Annotated in this window: 17 protein-coding genes; 11 read left to right on the top strand and 6 right to left on the bottom strand. The window is 28.6% G+C overall.

What is annotated here, in order from left to right; genetic code table 11:
- Positions 1–35: 35 nt before the first annotated feature.
- The 5 genes from OLM55_RS09925 to OLM55_RS09905 are packed head-to-tail and all read right to left on the bottom strand — an operon-like array spanning position 36 to position 3,102.
- Positions 36–1,067 carry a cytochrome-c peroxidase gene (locus OLM55_RS09925; protein WP_264558748.1) on the bottom strand — a complete coding sequence of 344 codons (1,032 nt, stop codon included), beginning with the start codon at positions 1,065–1,067 and terminating at the stop codon, positions 36–38.
- Complete coding sequence (locus tag OLM55_RS09920; protein ID WP_264558747.1) at positions 1,064–1,765, bottom strand: MbnP family protein; 702 nt, start codon at positions 1,763–1,765, stop codon at positions 1,064–1,066. The genes OLM55_RS09925 and OLM55_RS09920 overlap by 4 nt, the downstream gene beginning before the upstream one ends.
- Positions 1,758–2,237 (bottom strand): hypothetical protein, encoded by a 480-nt coding sequence (locus tag OLM55_RS09915; protein ID WP_264558746.1) that lies wholly within the window; start codon positions 2,235–2,237, stop codon positions 1,758–1,760. The genes OLM55_RS09920 and OLM55_RS09915 overlap by 8 nt, the downstream gene beginning before the upstream one ends.
- A gap of 5 nt (positions 2,238–2,242) precedes the next feature.
- On the bottom strand, positions 2,243–2,512 hold the full coding sequence (locus OLM55_RS09910) for a hypothetical protein (protein WP_264558745.1): 270 nt from the start codon (positions 2,510–2,512) through the stop codon (positions 2,243–2,245).
- Between the two features lie 41 nt (positions 2,513–2,553).
- Positions 2,554–3,102: an RNA polymerase sigma factor gene (locus OLM55_RS09905; RefSeq protein WP_264558744.1), complete on the bottom strand. Its 549-nt coding sequence runs from the start codon at positions 3,100–3,102 to the stop codon at positions 2,554–2,556.
- A gap of 128 nt (positions 3,103–3,230) precedes the next feature.
- Here OLM55_RS09905 and fabG point away from each other — a divergent pair, with 128 nt between their 5' ends.
- Together fabG and OLM55_RS09895 are read left to right on the top strand one after the other, a co-directional pair.
- Complete coding sequence (fabG, locus tag OLM55_RS09900) at positions 3,231–3,977, top strand: 3-oxoacyl-[acyl-carrier-protein] reductase (protein ID WP_264558743.1); 747 nt, start codon at positions 3,231–3,233, stop codon at positions 3,975–3,977.
- Between the two features lie 22 nt (positions 3,978–3,999).
- Positions 4,000–6,009 carry a hypothetical protein gene (locus OLM55_RS09895; RefSeq protein ID WP_319800094.1) on the top strand — a complete coding sequence of 670 codons (2,010 nt, stop codon included), beginning with the start codon at positions 4,000–4,002 and terminating at the stop codon, positions 6,007–6,009.
- 15 nt (positions 6,010–6,024) lie between these two features.
- Here OLM55_RS09895 and OLM55_RS09890 read toward each other — a convergent pair whose 3' ends face one another.
- A complete protein-coding gene (locus OLM55_RS09890; protein WP_264558741.1) occupies positions 6,025–7,047 on the bottom strand; it encodes a type I restriction enzyme HsdR N-terminal domain-containing protein in 1,023 nt (340 codons plus the stop codon).
- A 227-nt stretch (positions 7,048–7,274) separates the two neighbouring features.
- Here OLM55_RS09890 and OLM55_RS09885 point away from each other — a divergent pair, with 227 nt between their 5' ends.
- The 9 genes from OLM55_RS09885 to OLM55_RS09845 all read left to right on the top strand — a co-directional run bounded on the left by OLM55_RS09885 (position 7,275) and on the right by OLM55_RS09845 (position 18,516).
- Entirely contained in the window at positions 7,275–7,709 is a 435-nt protein-coding gene (locus OLM55_RS09885) for a thioredoxin family protein (protein ID WP_264558740.1), read from the top strand.
- Between the two features lie 5 nt (positions 7,710–7,714).
- Positions 7,715–8,692, top strand: a complete 978-nt coding sequence (locus OLM55_RS09880; RefSeq protein WP_264558739.1) for an FAD:protein FMN transferase — start codon at positions 7,715–7,717, stop codon at positions 8,690–8,692.
- A gap of 11 nt (positions 8,693–8,703) precedes the next feature.
- Positions 8,704–8,913 carry a DUF4266 domain-containing protein gene (locus OLM55_RS09875; RefSeq protein WP_264558738.1) on the top strand — a complete coding sequence of 70 codons (210 nt, stop codon included), beginning with the start codon at positions 8,704–8,706 and terminating at the stop codon, positions 8,911–8,913.
- A gap of 14 nt (positions 8,914–8,927) precedes the next feature.
- Positions 8,928–10,367: a DUF3570 domain-containing protein gene (locus tag OLM55_RS09870; RefSeq protein WP_264558737.1), complete on the top strand. Its 1,440-nt coding sequence runs from the start codon at positions 8,928–8,930 to the stop codon at positions 10,365–10,367.
- Between the two features lie 10 nt (positions 10,368–10,377).
- Positions 10,378–11,040 (top strand): response regulator transcription factor, encoded by a 663-nt coding sequence (locus OLM55_RS09865; RefSeq protein ID WP_264558736.1) that lies wholly within the window; start codon positions 10,378–10,380, stop codon positions 11,038–11,040.
- Positions 11,033–12,424 carry a sensor histidine kinase gene (locus OLM55_RS09860; protein WP_264558735.1) on the top strand — a complete coding sequence of 464 codons (1,392 nt, stop codon included), beginning with the start codon at positions 11,033–11,035 and terminating at the stop codon, positions 12,422–12,424. The genes OLM55_RS09865 and OLM55_RS09860 overlap by 8 nt, the downstream gene beginning before the upstream one ends.
- Positions 12,425–12,588: 164 nt before the next feature.
- Entirely contained in the window at positions 12,589–12,897 is a 309-nt protein-coding gene (locus OLM55_RS09855) for a hypothetical protein (RefSeq protein WP_264558734.1), read from the top strand.
- A gap of 100 nt (positions 12,898–12,997) precedes the next feature.
- Complete coding sequence (locus OLM55_RS09850) at positions 12,998–17,335, top strand: CusA/CzcA family heavy metal efflux RND transporter (RefSeq protein ID WP_264558733.1); 4,338 nt, start codon at positions 12,998–13,000, stop codon at positions 17,333–17,335.
- 65 nt (positions 17,336–17,400) lie between these two features.
- Positions 17,401–18,516 (top strand): efflux RND transporter periplasmic adaptor subunit, encoded by a 1,116-nt coding sequence (locus tag OLM55_RS09845; RefSeq protein ID WP_264558732.1) that lies wholly within the window; start codon positions 17,401–17,403, stop codon positions 18,514–18,516.
- Positions 18,517–18,519 lie beyond the last annotated feature (3 nt).

Genomic DNA, 18,519 nt, shown 5'->3' with positions numbered 1-18,519 from the left:
TAGACGACAATAATTTTTATTTCTTGCATAACTTCTCAATTATTTTCTCTTGGGTAAGAAAACCTTGTATTAAATAAAAATTCTTCATCTGTTAACGTTTTTAAAAAAGCAACTAAATCAACTCTATCATTATCGGATAAATTCATTGGTTTTAATAATTTAGAACTTAATGTTTCATTTTTATGTATTCCAGAATTATAATGTTTTACAACTTCTGTTAAGGTATTAAATCGACCATCGTGCATGTATGGAAAGGTAAATTGTATATTTCTTAAAGTTGGTACTTTAAATTTTAATTTATCTTTTGAATTATTTGTAATTTTCATTCTTCCAAAATCATTTAACGTACTATCTATAGCTAATCCGTTATTTTCAAAACTATTATTTGTAAATAATGGCTCTTGATGACAAGATGCGCAATGTTGTTTAAATAAAGAATAACCATTATGCTCTTGTGTAGTAAAATTTGCTTCTTTACGAATGACTTTATCGTATTTAGAATTATCTGTTTTAAGCATTACTACAAATTGAGCTAAGGCTTTTAAAGTTAACTGTCCTGTAATTTTTTTAGTTCCAAATGCTTTTTCAAACATTTGTACATATTTTTCGTTTTGTTGAAGCTTAGAGACAATATTTTCTAGCGTTTCATCCATTTCAACTTCACTTTCAATAGGAGCAAGAGGTTGTATTTCTAAATGATTTACAGCTCCATCCCACATGAAATGAGTATTCCAAGCTAAATTCATTAAAGTTGCAGAGTTTCTAGTTCCTATTTTACCTTCAATTCCGTGGCTTAAATCATGATCTACATGTGTAAAACCTGTTTGTTGCAAATGACAACTGGCACATGAAATAGTGTTATCTCTAGAAATAATAGGATCGTAAAATAAACTTCTACCCAATTGAAAACCTTCTTCCGTTAATGGATTTTTGCTAAAATCATAAGTAGGTTTTGGCCATTTTTTTGGAATTTCTAAATAAATAGGAGTAGGGTCATAAAAAACATATCCAAATGAAATAATACATATTATCAATATAACACAACTGTATAAAAAACTTTTTCTCATTGCATAAAGAAAATTTGACTACTTAAATCGGCTAACTGCATTGCATCTTTCCCAGGAATCATTATAGTATTATTTTCTTTTAACTGAATTTTAGAAAACAACTTCCCTAAGTCCATAGCTAATGCTATTTTGTTGTTATCTTTTTGATTAATAGATGGTACGATAACTTTTCGTATTGCGTAGTTTGGATATATATAACCACCAATATGAAACTGAAACTTATTTTTCCGAGTTAAACAACTCGAGCTTTTTCCTTCAATTTTCATATTAATATAACCACTTTGCCAAGCCCAATACATTCCTTTTGTTGGATCTAGATCGTCTTTCATTGCTCCCGAAACACTCATTAAGCTATCCACACCAATATTAAATTGAACTGATTTTAGTGTTTTGTCTTTAAAATTAGTTTTTGAAAAAGAAAGTGCTGTGGATTTTGGTTTGGTAACATCTATTAAATGATAACTCTTTACTTCTTTATAAGTTGAATTATCACTAAAATGAAATTCAACTGATGATAAGTAGAATTTAACTGTTGAGAAACTTAAAGTGTCTTTTGTTTTTGAAATATAATTAGAATCTAATTGTAATGGATTTCCATCAAATAATACATTAACATTTAAATATAAACTATCAGAAGATTGCTGAGCGTTTAATTGAATTGAAAATATAATAACTAATGAATAAATAATTTTAATCATTAGTTCTATGATGCATAGGTTTAGGAGCAAAAATATTTGATAACTCTAAAATTAACGTATTATAATTATTTAATTGTTCTGGTTTACAAAGATTTTTAATATCTAAAAAATGATTATAATGAGCCAATTCAACCTCAGATTTATAGTTGTTTAATACATTTAAAATAGAATCTTTTTTTGAATTATTTTCATTTGAAGCTAATTCTAAATAAAGTTTATTTTTAGTTTCATTTATTTTTTGATCTAAATCGTTAATTTGAGTAGAATGTTTTTCAATTAAAACCCTATATTTTTCAATTTGTTGCTCGTCAAAATCCAATTCGTGAATAACTACTTCACTAGGATTAGGTCTTGGTCTTTGATTAGGCCTATTATCTGTTCTTGGTTCTTTAAAAAATAAAAAAGATAACGTAGAAATATTTATAAGAAACAAGACTATAACTGCAAAAGTTAATAATTTACTTTTTGTCATCTTAATTAGTATAATTGATTATTGGCAGTTTTTACTAAAGAAGTAATATTGTCATTATTCTGTTTGTTAGTAGAATTTTTTTGTAATATATAAGTTGTATTTAACGAAATAAGTACAACAATTGATGCTGCAATTAACCATTTCACATATGTTTCTGCAGGTTTTTGATCGTTTATTCTTGACTGTATTTTAGAAAATAATTGATCGTTTGGACTTACTTTAGTAATTCCATTTGTACTATTTAATACATTTTCAATCCATCTATCTTTTTCCATTGTATTTCAGTTTTAACTTTCATTATTTTAGACGAAATAAATTATTTATTCTTGCGATATTCTTCAAATTTATTTGATAATTTTTCTTTTAATTCTTTTTTTGCTCTAAAAATTAAAGATTCAACCGCAGAAATACTTATTTCCATAATTTCAGATACTTCAGGATTACTTAATCCATCAACTTTTGAAAGAATAAATGCCGTTTTCTGATTTACTGGCAAAGAATTAATTACTAGAAACAATACTTTAGCATCTTCTTGTTGTTCTAGGAGTATTCCAGGATGTTCAAAATTGGAAATATTTATTAATTCAAATTCATTTTGACTCTTTTTTCCAAAGATAAAAAATCTTTTTTTACTGTTTTTCTTTTTTATAAAATCTAAAGATTGATTTATAGTTATACGATATAACCATGTTTTGAGCGATGAGTTTTCTTTAAAGTCAGATAATGATTCGTGTACTTTTAAGAATACATCCTGAGTAATTTCTTCAGCATCTTCAATATTTTGAACATAATTAAGCGCAACATTATATACCAAAAGATGGTATTCGTTGTAAACAGAATTAAAATTACGTTTTATTTGCGTCATTAATTATACATTGTTCTTAAGACCAAAACTAATAAAAAAGGTTTAATCTAAAACTTACTATTTTTAAAAGATTAAAATATTCCTATATTTGAACTTTAATTGAAACAAACTAAACGAATATACATTTTATGAAATTATTAGAAGGTAAAGTTGCTATTATTACTGGTGCTAGTAGAGGTATTGGCAAAGGTATTGCAGAAGTTTTTGCACAACAAGGTGCTAATGTTGCATTTACATACAGTTCATCTGTAGAATCAGCAACAGCTTTAGAAAATGAATTAAATGCTTTAGGTGTTAAAGCTAAAGGATTTAAATCAAATGCAGCAGATTTCAACGAAGCTCAAAAATTAATTGATGATGTAATTGCTGAATTTGGAACTATCGATATTTTAATTAATAATGCGGGTGTTACAAAAGATAACTTGTTAATGCGTATGAGCGAGGAAGATTTTGATGCGGTTATCGAAATCAACTTAAAGTCGGTATTTAACATGACTAAAGCAGTACAAAAAATAATGTTGAAAAACCGTAAAGGCTCTATCATTAATATGAGTAGTGTAGTAGGAGTGAAGGGTAACGCTGGACAAGCAAATTATGCAGCTTCTAAAGCAGGTATGATTGGTTTTACTAAATCAATCGCTTTAGAATTAGGCTCTAGAAATATTCGTTCAAACGCTATTGCTCCTGGTTTTATTGAAACTGAAATGACTGCAAAATTAAACGAAGACACTGTAAAAGGTTGGAGAGAATCTATTCCGTTAAAAAGAGGTGGTACTCCAGAAGATATTGCAAATGTTTGTGTGTTCTTAGCTTCAGATATGAGTGCTTATGTAACCGGACAAGTTATTAATGTAGATGGAGGAATGTTAACTTAATAGGATGACCAAAACCACAATCTTGCTTCTAGTACTTTCAGTAGTAATCTCTGCATTATTGTCGTTTTATCAATATATATACAAAGCCAAAAACAGGTCAAAAGTGACGTTGTTTTTGGCTTTTTTACGTTTTATTTCCATTTTTACAATTCTGCTATTGCTTATAAACCCTATAATCAGTAGAAAAATTAACGAAATTGAGAAAATTCCTCTACCTATAATTGCTGATAATTCTAGCTCTATTGCAGAATTAGAGAATACTTCTAAAGTAACCGAATTATTCAACGTAATTCTTAAAAACAAAGATCTTGACGATAAATATGCTGTTCAAGCGTATACTTTTGATGAAGGTTTAAAATCGTCTGAAAATCCTGATTTTAAAGGAAAGCAAACACGTATTGATAACGTTGCTAAAGAACTAAAGCAATTGTATCGCAACAAGAAATATCCTGTTGTTTTATTTACTGATGGAAATCAAACACAAGGAAACGATTATGTGTATGCTTTTCCTGAAAATATTTCGGTAAACCCAATAATATTAGGTGATACAACAACTGTAGTTGATTTAAAAGTAGCGCAAATCAACGTGAATAAATACGCTTTTTTAAGAAATAAATTTCCTGTCGAAATCTTTTTGCAATACAACGGAAACCAAGCGGTTGAAACTACGTTTTCAATCCTGCAGGGAAATCAGGTTGTATTTAAAGAAAAAGTACGATTTACCAAAGAGAAAAGAACAATTACAGTAAATGCTTTATTGCCTGCAACTAAAGTTGGAATTCAAAAATATACAGCAGTAATTTCACCTTTATCTACAGAAAAAAACAAAACCAATAACTCTAAATATTTTGCGGTTGAAATTTTAGATCAGCGTAGTGAAATTGCTTTAATTACCGATATTAATCATCCAGATATTAGTGTGTTAAAAAGAAGTATCGAAGTTAATGAACAGCGTAAAGTAAATGTGGTTAATATTAAAGAAATCAAATCATTAGATGAATTTAATTTATTTATAATTTATCAACCCAATTCTAAATTTCAATCGGTTTTTAATTACATAAAAAACAGGAATTCAAATTGTTTTATCCTAACAGGAAAGCATACCGATTTTACTTTTTTAAATAAAAACCAAGACGACTTTACTTTTCAAAGCACCAATCAAACTGAAAATTACTCAGCCAATTTTAATTCATCATTTACCAACTTTTCTCAACAGAATATTGGCTTTGAAAACTTTTCTCCATTAGAAAATAAATTTGTTTCCATTGTTCCAAAAACTAAAATAGAAACATTGCTTTTTGCTCGTGTTCGAAATGTTACTTTAGAAACGCCTTTATTGGCTTTTACCGAAGTAAACAAACAACGAACTTCATATTTATTTGGAGAAAACCTTTGGAAATGGAGAAGCGAAACCTATTTAGCAAAGAATGATTTTAAAGATTTCGATTTGTTTATGGATAAAACCATTCAGTATTTGATTTCAAACGATGTTAAAAAGAATTTGGTTGTACAACATGAAAACTTTTATAATACAGGCGAAAACATTAGTATTAAAGCACAATATTTCAATAAAAACTATGAATTTGATGCTGATGCACTTTTGGAAATAACATTGGTAAACCAATCAACTAAAAAAGCATTGAAATACAATTTTATTAAAACCAACACAGATTTTGAAGTTGTATTTAACGATTTAGAAGCAGGAAACTATTCGTTTACAGTTAGAGAAACGAAACAAAAAGAGGTGTTTAACGGAAGTTTTGAAGTTTTGGACTACAACAGCGAAAAACAATTTGTAAACCCAAATAAAGACCAACTGACACAATTGGCTAAGAATACCAATGGTAATGTCTATCATCCTAATCAAATTGAGCGTTTAATAGACGTTTTAATCAAAGACGAACAATACAAGCCAATTGCTAAGCAAGTAGTACAAAAATCTCCACTAATTGACTTAAAATGGCTTTTAATTTTGTTAGCCATTACATTAGCTACGGAATGGTTTGTGAGAAAGTATAATGGTTTGGTTTAACGTTTAAGAATGTAATTATAACAGTGATAATGCTTTATCTATTAGTCTCTTTTTTAACTTTACAATACTATCAATATCAGGAATTTCAATTTTTTCTCCATCAATATCAATCTTATGACTTGTTGGAGTTATATATAAATCACATACTTTTTTCTTTTGATTGTCATCAAGAATTATTGAAAACTTTCCTTTAAAATCTTTATAACCAACAGAATTAGTTTCAATTTGTTTATGTTGAGCAAGAATTGTTTTTATAACATGATAAACTTTTAGTTCATCATCTGTTGTAATGATTCCTGAATTTGCATTTGATGATTCCTCTATAATCAATCGATCTAAAGCTGATTTAATAGAAACGGAATTTATTAAATCTCTAATTTGTTTTTCAATATTCTCGGTTAATCTCTTGCCATTCATATGTGAAAAAACAGCTTTTACAAATTCAGTTGAAGGCTTTACGAGTTCTTTAAAAAGAGCTTCTTCAAATCCTTCCATGAAAAAAGAATCCTGAGCTGAATCTATAATATCTTTGGTGTTAATTTCAGTAACATAAAATTCAGCTAATTTTTCTAATTGACTACCATCAATATTTTCCCAATCAAAAACATAAAAAGGGGTAGGGTGTAATCCATTATTATTACCATTATTATTTCTACAATAAAATTCATATTGAATTCCATTGGTTAATATACCAATTTTACAATCATTTGTATTATTAAAATATTCATTTAATTGAGCAAGATGCTTATCATTTAATTTTACACTACACTTTTTTACTTCAACAATAATTTCTGGTTTATTCCTAAACAATATCGCATAATCTACTTTTTTACCTTTTAAACTTGCAAAATCAGCATCATATTCAGGAACTAAGTTACTATTTTCAAATCCTCTATTGTATCTTAAAGATTCAAAAAAAGGTTCCACTAAATACATTCTAGTCTTAGCTTCATTGTCAGACAACTCTATTCCCTTTGTAATATCAAAACTTGATAGAGTTTTTCTAATTTCCTTAACGATTTGCTGAATAGTTGGCATATTTTAAAAATTAAGATTATAGAATAACGAATTATTATTTCTCAAATATAATAAAAATCCTAGTTTGAATTATTAAATTTCTTACAAAAATAAAAAAAAGAAAGCCTTAATAATTACGGTTTTCCTCAAATAGTAAAATAGTTTACTTAAGTTTTACTTAAATTTCAAATTCTTGGCTTTAATCATCTTAAAAAAAGTGTTAATTTGTACTTCTAAATTTAGAAACAATGAAAAATATTTTATTAATAGCTACAGTTTTATTTAGTTCATTAGTTTATTCCCAAGATTGGAAATTTGACTTTGAAGAAGCAAAACAACTGGCAAATGAAGAAAACAAAAATATTATACTTGTTTTTTCAGGTTCTGATTGGTGTGCTCCGTGTATAAAATTAGATAGAAATATTTGGCAATCAGAAGCTTTTAAAAAAGAAGCAAATGCAAACTGGATTATTGTTAAAGCTGATTTTCCTAGAAAAAAAGCAAATCAACTAGAAGATAGTCAAACAGAAAAAAACAGAAAATTAGCCGAGAAATATAATGTAGAAGGAAGTTTTCCTTTAGTTGTTATCTTAGATAAATCGGGTAAAATTTTAAGCAAAATGGGTTATAAAAATGTTTCTCCTGAAGAATACATTAAAATGATTCATGCTGTAGAAAAATAAAAATAATGAAAAATTTATTATGTCTTTTACTAATTAGCTCTATTACTTCTTTTGGGCAAATTGTTCATAAGAAAAAATATTCCGTATTAGGAAGTCCGTTTGAAATTACGGTGATTAGTAAAGATACTGTTGAGGGAAATTTCTTTTGTAAAGAAGCTATTGGAGAAGTAAAAAGAATAGAACATTTAATTTCAGATTGGATTCCTACTACTCAAGTTTCTAAAATTAATCAAAATGCAGGAATTCAACCTGTAAAAGTTGATTTTGAAGTTTTTGATTTATTGGAAAGAGCTGTAAAGATTTCTAAACTTACTAATGGTGCTTTTGATATTAGTTATGCCTCTATGGATAGGATATGGAAATTCGACGGAAGCATGAAGCAAATGCCTACAGAAGAAGAAATTAAAAATTCGGTAGCAAAAGTGGGGTATCAAAACATCATTTTTAACAGTAAAGACACTACTGTTTTCCTTAAAAATAAAGGAATGAAGTTGGGTTTAGGCGGAATAGGCCAAGGTTATATTGCCGATAAAATAAAAGATTTATTACAAGAAAAAGGTTGTAAAGCAGGTGTTGTAAACGTTTCAGGAGATATTAATACTTGGGGTAATCAATTAGATGGTTCGCCTTGGACTGTAGGAATTATAAACCCAATGAATAAAAACAAAGTGTTTGCTACTTTTCCTTTAGTAGATAGTGCTGTAGAAACTTCTGGAAGTTATGAAAAGTATGTAACTTTTAATGGAACGAGATATTCACACATTATAGATCCACGAACAGGATATCCGTCAAGCGGAATTGTTAGCGTTTCTGTATTTGCCAAAAAAACAGAACTAGCCGATGCTTTAGCAACATCCATTTTTGTAATGGGAATAGAAGTAGGACTAGATTTAGTAAACCAATTAAATGGAATTGAATGCATTATTGTTGATGATAAAGGAGCTATTCATGTTTCAAAACATATCGATTTAAAAAATAATTAATACCCTATAAAATGAAAAAAATAATTCTATTGTGTAGTATTTGTACTGCATTTTTTTCATGCAATTCTGTAAAAGAATACGACAAGCAATACATTAACGACCCTGATATGAAATTATCAGCCAGAAGTTCTGAGCGATATGAAACTACGTTTCAAGTCTATAGAGAAGCTGCTGCAGGAGCAAATGGTGGAAAAACAGGCGGTGGTTGCGGCTGTAATTAATAAATTAGAATTAAATGAAATATAAATTATCCTTTTTAGTTCTGTTTGTTTCAATCTTTTCTTTTGCACAAGAAACAGATTCAACTACGGTTACATACAAAAAACGTGTTTTAGAGAGCACAGAAGTAGATTTTTTACTAAGTTACTATAAACAAGATGGTATTCATTCTGCTGTTTCAGGTGGAATAGGTACTGAAGACTTAACAGATTTAGCTTCAAATATTGTAGTAGCAATACCAATGAACGATGACGATGTTTTAACTATCGATGTTGGACTTTCTGCATACACTTCAGCCTCTTCGAGTAATATTAACCCTTTTAATGCTTCTGGAGCCTCTGGTGGCGGTGACGATGACGATGATGATGACAGAGATTCAGCAACTGGCCCTACAGGTACACCTTGGCAAGCTAGTTCAGGAGCTTCTGCATCAGATGTTTATGCGTCTGTAGTTGCAAACTATAGTCATAGTAGTGATGATAGAAATTTTATTTGGAATGCAGATGTTGCTTTTTCAAATGAATACGATTATACCTCAATTGGTTTTGGTGGTGGAATTACAAAACTATTTAATGATAAAAATTCTGAAATATCAATTAAAGGAAATGTTTATTTAGATCAATGGAGACCAATTTATCCTACGGAATTAAGTGAATATTCAAAATACGGTTCCAATTTCCAAAATAATGGATATTTTAGTGGAATTACAGTTTTAGATCAAAACGGTAATCCTACTACAAGTTACTTACCTTCTGATTTTTCAAGTTGGAACGGAACCAATAGAAATTCATATTCTGCCTCTTTTGGTTTTTCTCAAGTAGCTACTAAAAAAATGCAGTTTTCATTATTTTTTGATATTTTATCTCAACAAGGAATGCTTTCAACTCCTTATCAAAGAGTATATTTTGCCGATAAAGCCAATTATTATATTGGAGATGCACAGTATATTCCTGTTTATACAACAACTCAAAACCAAGGTGTATATCAATTAGCTGACGATATAGAACGTTTACCTAATTCTCGATTTAAAATACCGGTTGGTGGTCGTTTAAATTATTATTTAAATGAAAGAGTAACAGTTAGAACATATTATAGATATTATTGGGATAATTGGGGAGTTACAGCACACACTGCTAGTATTGAACTACCTGTTAAAGTGACTGATAAATTTACTGTTTACCCTTCATATAGATATTATGCTCAAGATAAATCTAAATATTTTGCCCCTTTTGAAACACATTTATCAACTGAAAAATACTATACTTCCGATTATGATTTATCTACTTTTAATGCCAATCAATATGGTATTGGAATAGGGTATACTGATATTTTTACGTCTTTTAAAATACTAAAATTCGGATTAAAAAATATTGATTTACGATTGAGCCATTATGATAGAAATGATGGGTTAAATGCAAATATTGTAACTTTCGGACTTAAATTTGTAGAACAATAACATTATAATCATGCACATTCTAATCGTTGAAGATGAAATTGGTATTTCAAACTTTTTAAAACAAGGTTTAGAAGAAGAAAACTTTACGGTAAGTACTGCAAATAATGGTACAGATGGATTAGAAAAGGCTCTACATTCTAATATTGATTTGATTCTACTAGACTGGATGTTACCAAAAATGAGTGGATTAGAAGTTTGTAAAGCAATACGCGCTCAAAATAATTTAGTACCAATTCTTTTTTTAACAGCAAGAGACACTGTTCAGGAAACTATTGAAGGATTAAAAGCAGGTGCAAACGATTATATTAAAAAGCCGTTTAGTTTTGATGAACTTTTAGAGCGTATAAAAATTCATTTTAGAGAAAAAAAAGAAAATACTATTTTAAAACTTGGAAACATTACATTAAATAAAGGGTTGTTTCAGGCTTTTATAGATGATAATGAGGTAAATTTAACACAAAGAGAGTTTGAGCTTTTAAGTTATTTAATTAAAAATAAAGGCAAAGTTTGCACGAGAAATGCTATAATAGAAGATGTTTGGAATATTCATTTTGAATATGATACAGGTGTAATTGATGTTTTCATGAATGCCATTAGAAAAAAACTAAATTTAACTAAAGAACAAGAACTTATAAAAACCATAAGAGGAGTTGGCTACATCGCAAATGACTAATTATTTTTCTTTTTCATTTAAAAATAGAATTGCTTTCAATTACATTGTAAGTGGAGCTGTTCTTATTGCATTTGTTTTTTTATTTATTTTTTATATTGTTAGACTAAGTGTAAATAAGCATATAAATGATGAAATTTATATTGAATTAGAAAAGCATATAGACGATGTAAAAATAGATTCTCATGAAACCTATTTAATTCAAGTTGATGAATGGGCTGCAAGAGAACATAATACCGTTCATATAAATCCTGTATTTGTTCAATTTTTTGATAATAATAAAGAATTAATTGATAAATCACCTAACTTAAACAACCTTAACCTTGTTTTACAAAATGATAATAAAAATAACACTTTTTTTAATACAACCTTAAATAATGAACCTGTAAGACAAATTCAAAAACCAATAATTCAAAATAATAAAGTTATTGCTTATGTTATTGTAGCCATGTCAATTGATGATTTTGATATTGTAGTTATTCTTCAAAAAGTGTTATTGATTTCTTTTCCAATTATTCTAATTGTACTTTTCATTATTGCTCGCTTTTTTGCTGGCAGAAGTATAAAACCAATCAATTTAATTACTTCAACTGCAAATTCTATTACAAAAGACAATTTATCAAAACGTATTCCATTACCTCAAAACAAAGACGAGTTATACCAACTTTCCACTCAAATTAACGAACTGTTAGATCGTATCGAAAAAGCTGTTGAACGTGAAAAAAAATTTACATCAGACGCTTCTCATGAATTACGAACTCCTCTAGCGGTAATTAAAGGTACTCTTGAAGTTTTAATAAGAAAACCACGTGAAAAACAGGAATATGAATCAAAAATAAATTTCTGTATTAAAGAAGTAGATCGATTAAATATTTTAGTTGATCAATTGTTATTATTAGCTCGTTTTGAAAACGAAAAACAAAATATTAAATCGGAAAGCATATTATTAAATGCGCTTTTATTAGATACATCTGCACGTTTTTCTCAAAAAATAAAAGATAAACAATGTAAAATTAGTAATGAATTTGAGGAAGATTTTTATATTCAATCCGATTATAATTTGGTTTCCATAATACTGAGTAATATCTTTTCAAATGCTTTAAAATACTCTGAAGACTGCTCAAATGTTATTGTTAAGCTGTATAATGAAGGTAATATTATAACATGCAGTATTACTGATGAAGGAATAGGAATTTCAGAAGAAGATAAAGATAAAGTTTTCAATTCTTTTTTTAGATCAGAAAGTTTAAATCACCCTAATATTAAAGGAACTGGTTTAGGATTATCAATAGTAAAAAGACTTTGCGAATTATTAAACATAACAATAAACATAGAATCACAATTAAATAAAGGAACTACTATAATCTTAAGTTTTCCTAAAGAATAAATTAAGTAACTCTTAATCTTTCTTAAAGATAACTAGCTTATATTTGTGTGATTTAAGTTACATAGTAAAGTAATTTTTTTTACTAATTTTACAGGATGAATAAAGTAATTGCCATTTTTCTAATAACAATATTTTTGTGTGCCAACACATCAATAGGGCAATTCTTGAAAATTCCAAATTTAATAGAACACTATAACGAACATAAAAATGAAGTGGCTACAAAATCAACTTCTTTTATAGATTTTATAAAGTTTCATTATTCAAAAAGTTCAGAAAACAATCAAGCTGAACACCAAAACTTACCTTTTAAAACATTTGATAATACTACGAATGTATTATTTACTTTTCCTGTTTTAAGCTTTCAACTTGAAATTATTAAAACTTTAATTTCAGTAAAAAAAGATTTTTTTTATAAGAATTACTTTAAATCAAACTTATTTACTTCAATTTGGCTTCCACCAAAAATAGCCTAACATTTTATTGTTTAGAGATTTTAATTAATTTCTATCTTTTTAATTGTATTTGTCTGAAAAAGAGATAAGTACTATTCAGTAATTTTTCAATTTACTCATAATGTTAGAAAAAATCATAGCTTTTAGCTTAAAAAATAAATTCATAGTTTTATTATTTATTTTAGGAATTGCGGGTTTTGGAGTGTATTCTATTACTCAAATATCTATTGGTGCAGTTCCTGATGTTACCAATAACCAAATTCAAGTCATCACAACTTCTCAAAATCTTTCTACTCAAGATATTGAACAATATATTACCTATCCGGTTGAATTAGAAATGGCCAATTTACCTGGAGTGGAAGAAATTCGTTCTATTTCAAAATTTGGTTTATCAGTAGTAACAATAGTTTTTACTGACGAAATGGGAACGTATTTACCAAGACAACTAATTGCCGAAAAAATAAAATCAGCTTCAGAAAAAATTCCAGATGGTTTTGGAACTCCAGAAATGGGACCAATTACAACAGGTTTAGGAGAAATTTATCAATATACTTTAGAAGTTAAACCAGAATATAAAGATGAATATTCGGTAACCGATTTAAGAACCTTACAAGATTGGGTAGTTAAACGTCAATTATCGGGTATAAATGGAGTTGTGGAAATCAATACTTGGGGTGGATATCTAAAACAATATGAAGTTGCAATAACACCTTCAGCTCTTAAAGCAATGGATATTTCAATCAATGATGTTTTCACAGCTTTAGAAAGTAATAACAGTATTGCTGGTGGAGCATATATAGAAAAAACGAATCAAAGTTATTTCATTCGTGGAGAAGGAAAAGTAAAATCGATTGAAGATATCAATAATATTGTCGTAAAAAATGTAAATGGAAATCCAATTTATGTAAAAAATGTAGCAAATGTTCATTATGGTTCTGCTAATCGTTTTGGAGCCATCACAGGAAATGGAGAAGGTGAAAAAGTTTTAGGTCAAGTAATGATGCTAAAAGGAGGAAACTCTAAGCAAGTTATTGATGATGTAAAAGCAAGAGTTATAGAAATTGAAAAAACATTACCAAAAGGTGTTTATATCAACGGATTTTTAGAAAGAAGTGAATTAGTTGGAAAAACAACTTTTACAGTAGCTGAAAACCTTATTCTAGGTTGTTTGATTGTAATTTTCGTAGTGGTTTTATTATTAGGAAATTGGCGTTCAGGATTAGTTGTAGCTTCGGTTATTCCATTATGTTTACTTTTTGCAATTTCTTTTATGAATATTTTCGGAATTGATGCCAACTTAATGAGTTTAGGTGCAATTGATTTTGGAATTATAATCGATGGAGCAGTAATTATAGTCGAGTTTATAGCTTTTCAAATCGCTCATAAATCCAAACATTTAGTTGGACTATCTAAAGAAGACAGACAAGTTCAAATTGATGAAATAACGTATAAAAGTGCTTCAAAAATGATGAATTCGGCTGTTTTTGGTCAATTAATCATCTTAATTGTATTTATTCCAATTCTATCACTTTCTGGTGTTGAAGGAAAAATGTTTAAACCTATGGCAATGACCTTCAGTTTTGCTTTAGTTGGAGCTATGTTATTCTGTTTCACTTATGTTCCAGTGGTTTCATCATTATTTTTAAAACCAACTGCTGAAAATCCAAATTCACTTTCCAATAAATTAATTAATAAATTGAATTCTTGGTATTTACCTGTAATTACTTGGGCAATAGCTAATACAAAAAAGGTGTTATATGGTGCTTTAGGTTTATTGGCTTTAGCTATAACTTTATTTATGACGATGGGTGGTGAATTTATCCCAACCTTAGATGAAGGTGATTTCGTAATTCAACCGGTTTTAAAAACAGGAACATCATTAACTAAAACCATTGAAACAACAACAAAAATCGAACAAATCATATTAAAAAACTTTCCAGAAGTTGATCAAGTAGTCAGTAGGATAGGAGCTGCAGAAGTTCCAACAGATCCAATGAGTATGGAAGAAAGTGATGTAATTGTAAAATTAAAACCAAAATCAGAATGGGTTTCAGCTGATTCAAAAGACGAATTAGCCGATAAAATCAAAGAAGCCATCGAAAAGAAGATTCCAAATATGGAAATCGAATTTACGCAACCTATAGAGATGCGTTTTAACGAACTAATTTCTGGAACACGTTCAGATGTTGCTGTAAAAGTTTTTGGGGATGATTTAGAAGTCTTAGCCCGAAAAGCAGACGAAATTGCCAAAGCGATTAAATATGTAGAAGGTGCTTCGGATATTATTATCGAAAAAACAGAAGGTTTACCGCAAATGGCTGTAACGTATGACAGAATGAAAATTGCTCAATTTGGAATGAATATAGCGGATTTAAATGATGTTTTATCTTTAGCTTTCGCAGGAAAAACGGTTGGAAATGTGTTCGAAGGTGAAAAACGTTTCGACATGGTAATTCGTCTAGATAAAGAAAATCGTTCTGGAATTCAAGATGTTCAAAATTTATATGTTTCGGCTCTAAATGGGCAACAAATTCCGTTGCAAGAATTAGCAAATATTGAATACACAACTGGTCCAGCCAAAATTTCAAGAGATAATACCAACAGAAGAATTGTTGTTGGAATTAACGTTAGAAATCGAGATTTACAAAGTGTTGTGGATGATATTCAAAATATTGTAGATACTAAAATTAAATTACCAACAGGTTACAGAGTCACTTATGGTGGACAGTTTGAAAACCTTCAAAGTGCCAAAGCTCGTCTATTAATCGCTGTTCCAATAGCTTTATTCTTGATATTTATCTTATTATATTTTGCTTTTGGTTCTGTAAAAGAGGCTTTAATGGTGTATTCTGCGATTCCTTTATCTGCAGTTGGTGGTGTTTTATTTTTATGGATTCGCGATTTACCTTTCAGTATTTCTGCTGGAGTTGGATTTATCGCTTTATTTGGAATAGCTGTTTTAAACGGAATTGTATTAATTGAACATTTCAAAGAATTAAAACATGAAGGAATGAAAAACATAGATGAATTAATTCTAAAAGGTACAACAGATAGATTACGACCAGTATTATTAACAGCTGCTGCTGCTGCTTTAGGATTTTTACCAATGGCAATTTCGTCATCAGCTGGAGCAGAAGTACAAAGACCTTTAGCAACGGTTGTAATTGGTGGTTTATTCACAGCAACTTTATTAACAATGTTAGTTTTACCTATTTTATATAAAATTATGGACACCAAAGAATTTAAAAAACCAAAATTCAAAAAACATACACCAGGAACTAATATCATTTTGTTTTTCATGTTTACAGGTTTCGGATTTGCTCAAAACAACAACCCTGAATTGGATAGTTTAGTAGCAAAAGGAATTTCGAATAACAACAATATCAAAGCAATGCAATTGCAAGTAGATAAAGCAAAAGCATCTATAAAAATGGCTTATTCTATTGACAAAACTAATATTTATTATAGTTATGATCAAAATAATTTAGCGGTGAATAACGAACCATTAAAAGTTTTTGGAGTGCAACAAAGTTTTGCCTTTCCTACGGTTTATGGAGCGCACAAGAAAGTATTACAAGCTGAATATGAGAAAGAAAACTCAAATTTGAATTTACAGAAAAGTCAATTGACTCGTGAAATTTCTACAGTTTATAATCAAATCGTATTTGTACAACATCAAGAAAAATTATACAATTATTTAGATAGTTTGTATCAAAATTTTTCAAATGCAAGTGATAGAAGATTCGAATTAGGAGAAAGTAATTATTTAGAAAAAATTACAGCTCAAGCTAAATTTCGTCAAATTAACACCAAATTAATTCAAATTAAAAAGGACAAAATTGGGTTTTATGACAAGCTTAAATCTTTAGTGCAAACAGAGGAAAAATTAGTAATTTCTTCAACAGAATTAAAAGCAGAAAACAATTTAAGTAATACTAATAATAAAGAATTATACAATTCATATTATGAGAATGTTACAGATATTTATAAGAAACAAATATCCTTTCAAAAACAACAAGCATTACCCGATTTGCATTTAGAATATTTTCAAGGAAAAAACACAGGTTTATCTTCTTCTTTATATGGATTTCAAGTAGGAGTTTCTATTCCTTTATTCTTTAACGGAAATGTAGCTAAAAACAAAGTGGCTAAAATTGAATTACAAAGTTGGGAAGCTCAAAAAGAAAACGAAATGTTTAAAATCGAAGCACATTTAAGCCAACAGAAACAAACTTTAGAAAAATTTCAAGAAGGAATCAATTATTATAATCAATATGGAAAGAAATTATCCGAAGAAATCATAAAAGTGGCTGACATGAGCTACAAACATGGAGAAATTGACTTTTTTCAATACATAATGAGTTTAGAAAATGCAACTTCCATTCAAATGGATTATTTAGAAACGCTGTTACAATACAACTTAACACAATTAAATTTACAATACATAACTTTAGAATAGATTTTCAGATTTTCAGATTTCAGAAAACAGATCCTTAATTAGTTACAAAAATAAAACAAAAACAAATGAAAAAGCTACTATATATATTTCTATCAGGATTACTCTTAATGGCTTGTAAACAAGAAGCCACAGAAGAAACTGTTGCAAAAAATGAAGACGAAATTTCAATTTCGGCAGCACAATTTCAAACCATGAAAATGGAAATTGGTTCTCCAATGGAACAAGACTTTAATGTTGGTGTAAAAGCTACAGGAAAAATTGATGTTCCACCAGAAAATAGAGTTAAAATCACTTCATTTTTAGGTGGTTATATCAAATCAACCCATTTATTAATTGGTGATAAAATCAAAAAAGGACAAGCTTTAGTCACTCTTGAAAACACGGAATTCATTGATATTCAGAAAGATTATTTAGAAGTGGCTGAACAAATCAGTTATTTAAAATCTGAATTTGAAAGACAAAAAACCTTGTATGATGAAAAAATCACTTCCCAAAAAAACTATCTAAAAGCAGAAAGTGATTACAAAAGAGCTAATGGAATGTACCAAAGTTTAAAAAAGAAACTACAAGTATTAAACATTTCTCCAGCTCAAGTGCAGAAAGGAAATTTAACTTCAACTATTACAATTTATGCACCAATTGCTGGTGATGTAACGGTTATGAATGCAAATGTGGGAATGTTTATGGCTCCTTCAGATATTATTTTAGAAATTGTAGATACAGATCATTTACATGTTGAATTAGCTGTTTTTGAAAAAGACATTCTTCAAGTTAAAGAAAATCAAAATATTGTTTTTACAGTTCCACAAGCTTCAAAAGAAGAATTCAAGGCAAAAGTAGTTTTGGTAGGAAAATCTATTGAAGGAAACGACAGAACAATCATGATTCACGGACACTTAGATGATGCTATTAAACAACGATTATTAACTGGAATGTTCGTAGAAGCAACCATTTTGACAGATTCAAAGAAAGGTTTAGCTATTCCAACTGATGCTTTAATTACTGAAAATGATAAAAATTATGTACTTTTAGTTAAAAATAATTCTAAAGCTGATTATACCTTTGAAAAAACGGAAGTCAAAGTAGGAGAGAAGTCCGCCGATTCTATAGAAATTATTGAAAGTAATAAAGTAAACAAAAACTCAAAAATACTTACAAAAGGTGTATTTGATAGCATTTAAACT

Origin of the sequence: Flavobacterium sp. N2270 (assembly GCF_025947225.1) — a bacterium.
Taxonomy (GTDB): domain Bacteria; phylum Bacteroidota; class Bacteroidia; order Flavobacteriales; family Flavobacteriaceae; genus Flavobacterium.
This window is presented reverse-complemented; position numbering and strand designations above follow the sequence as displayed.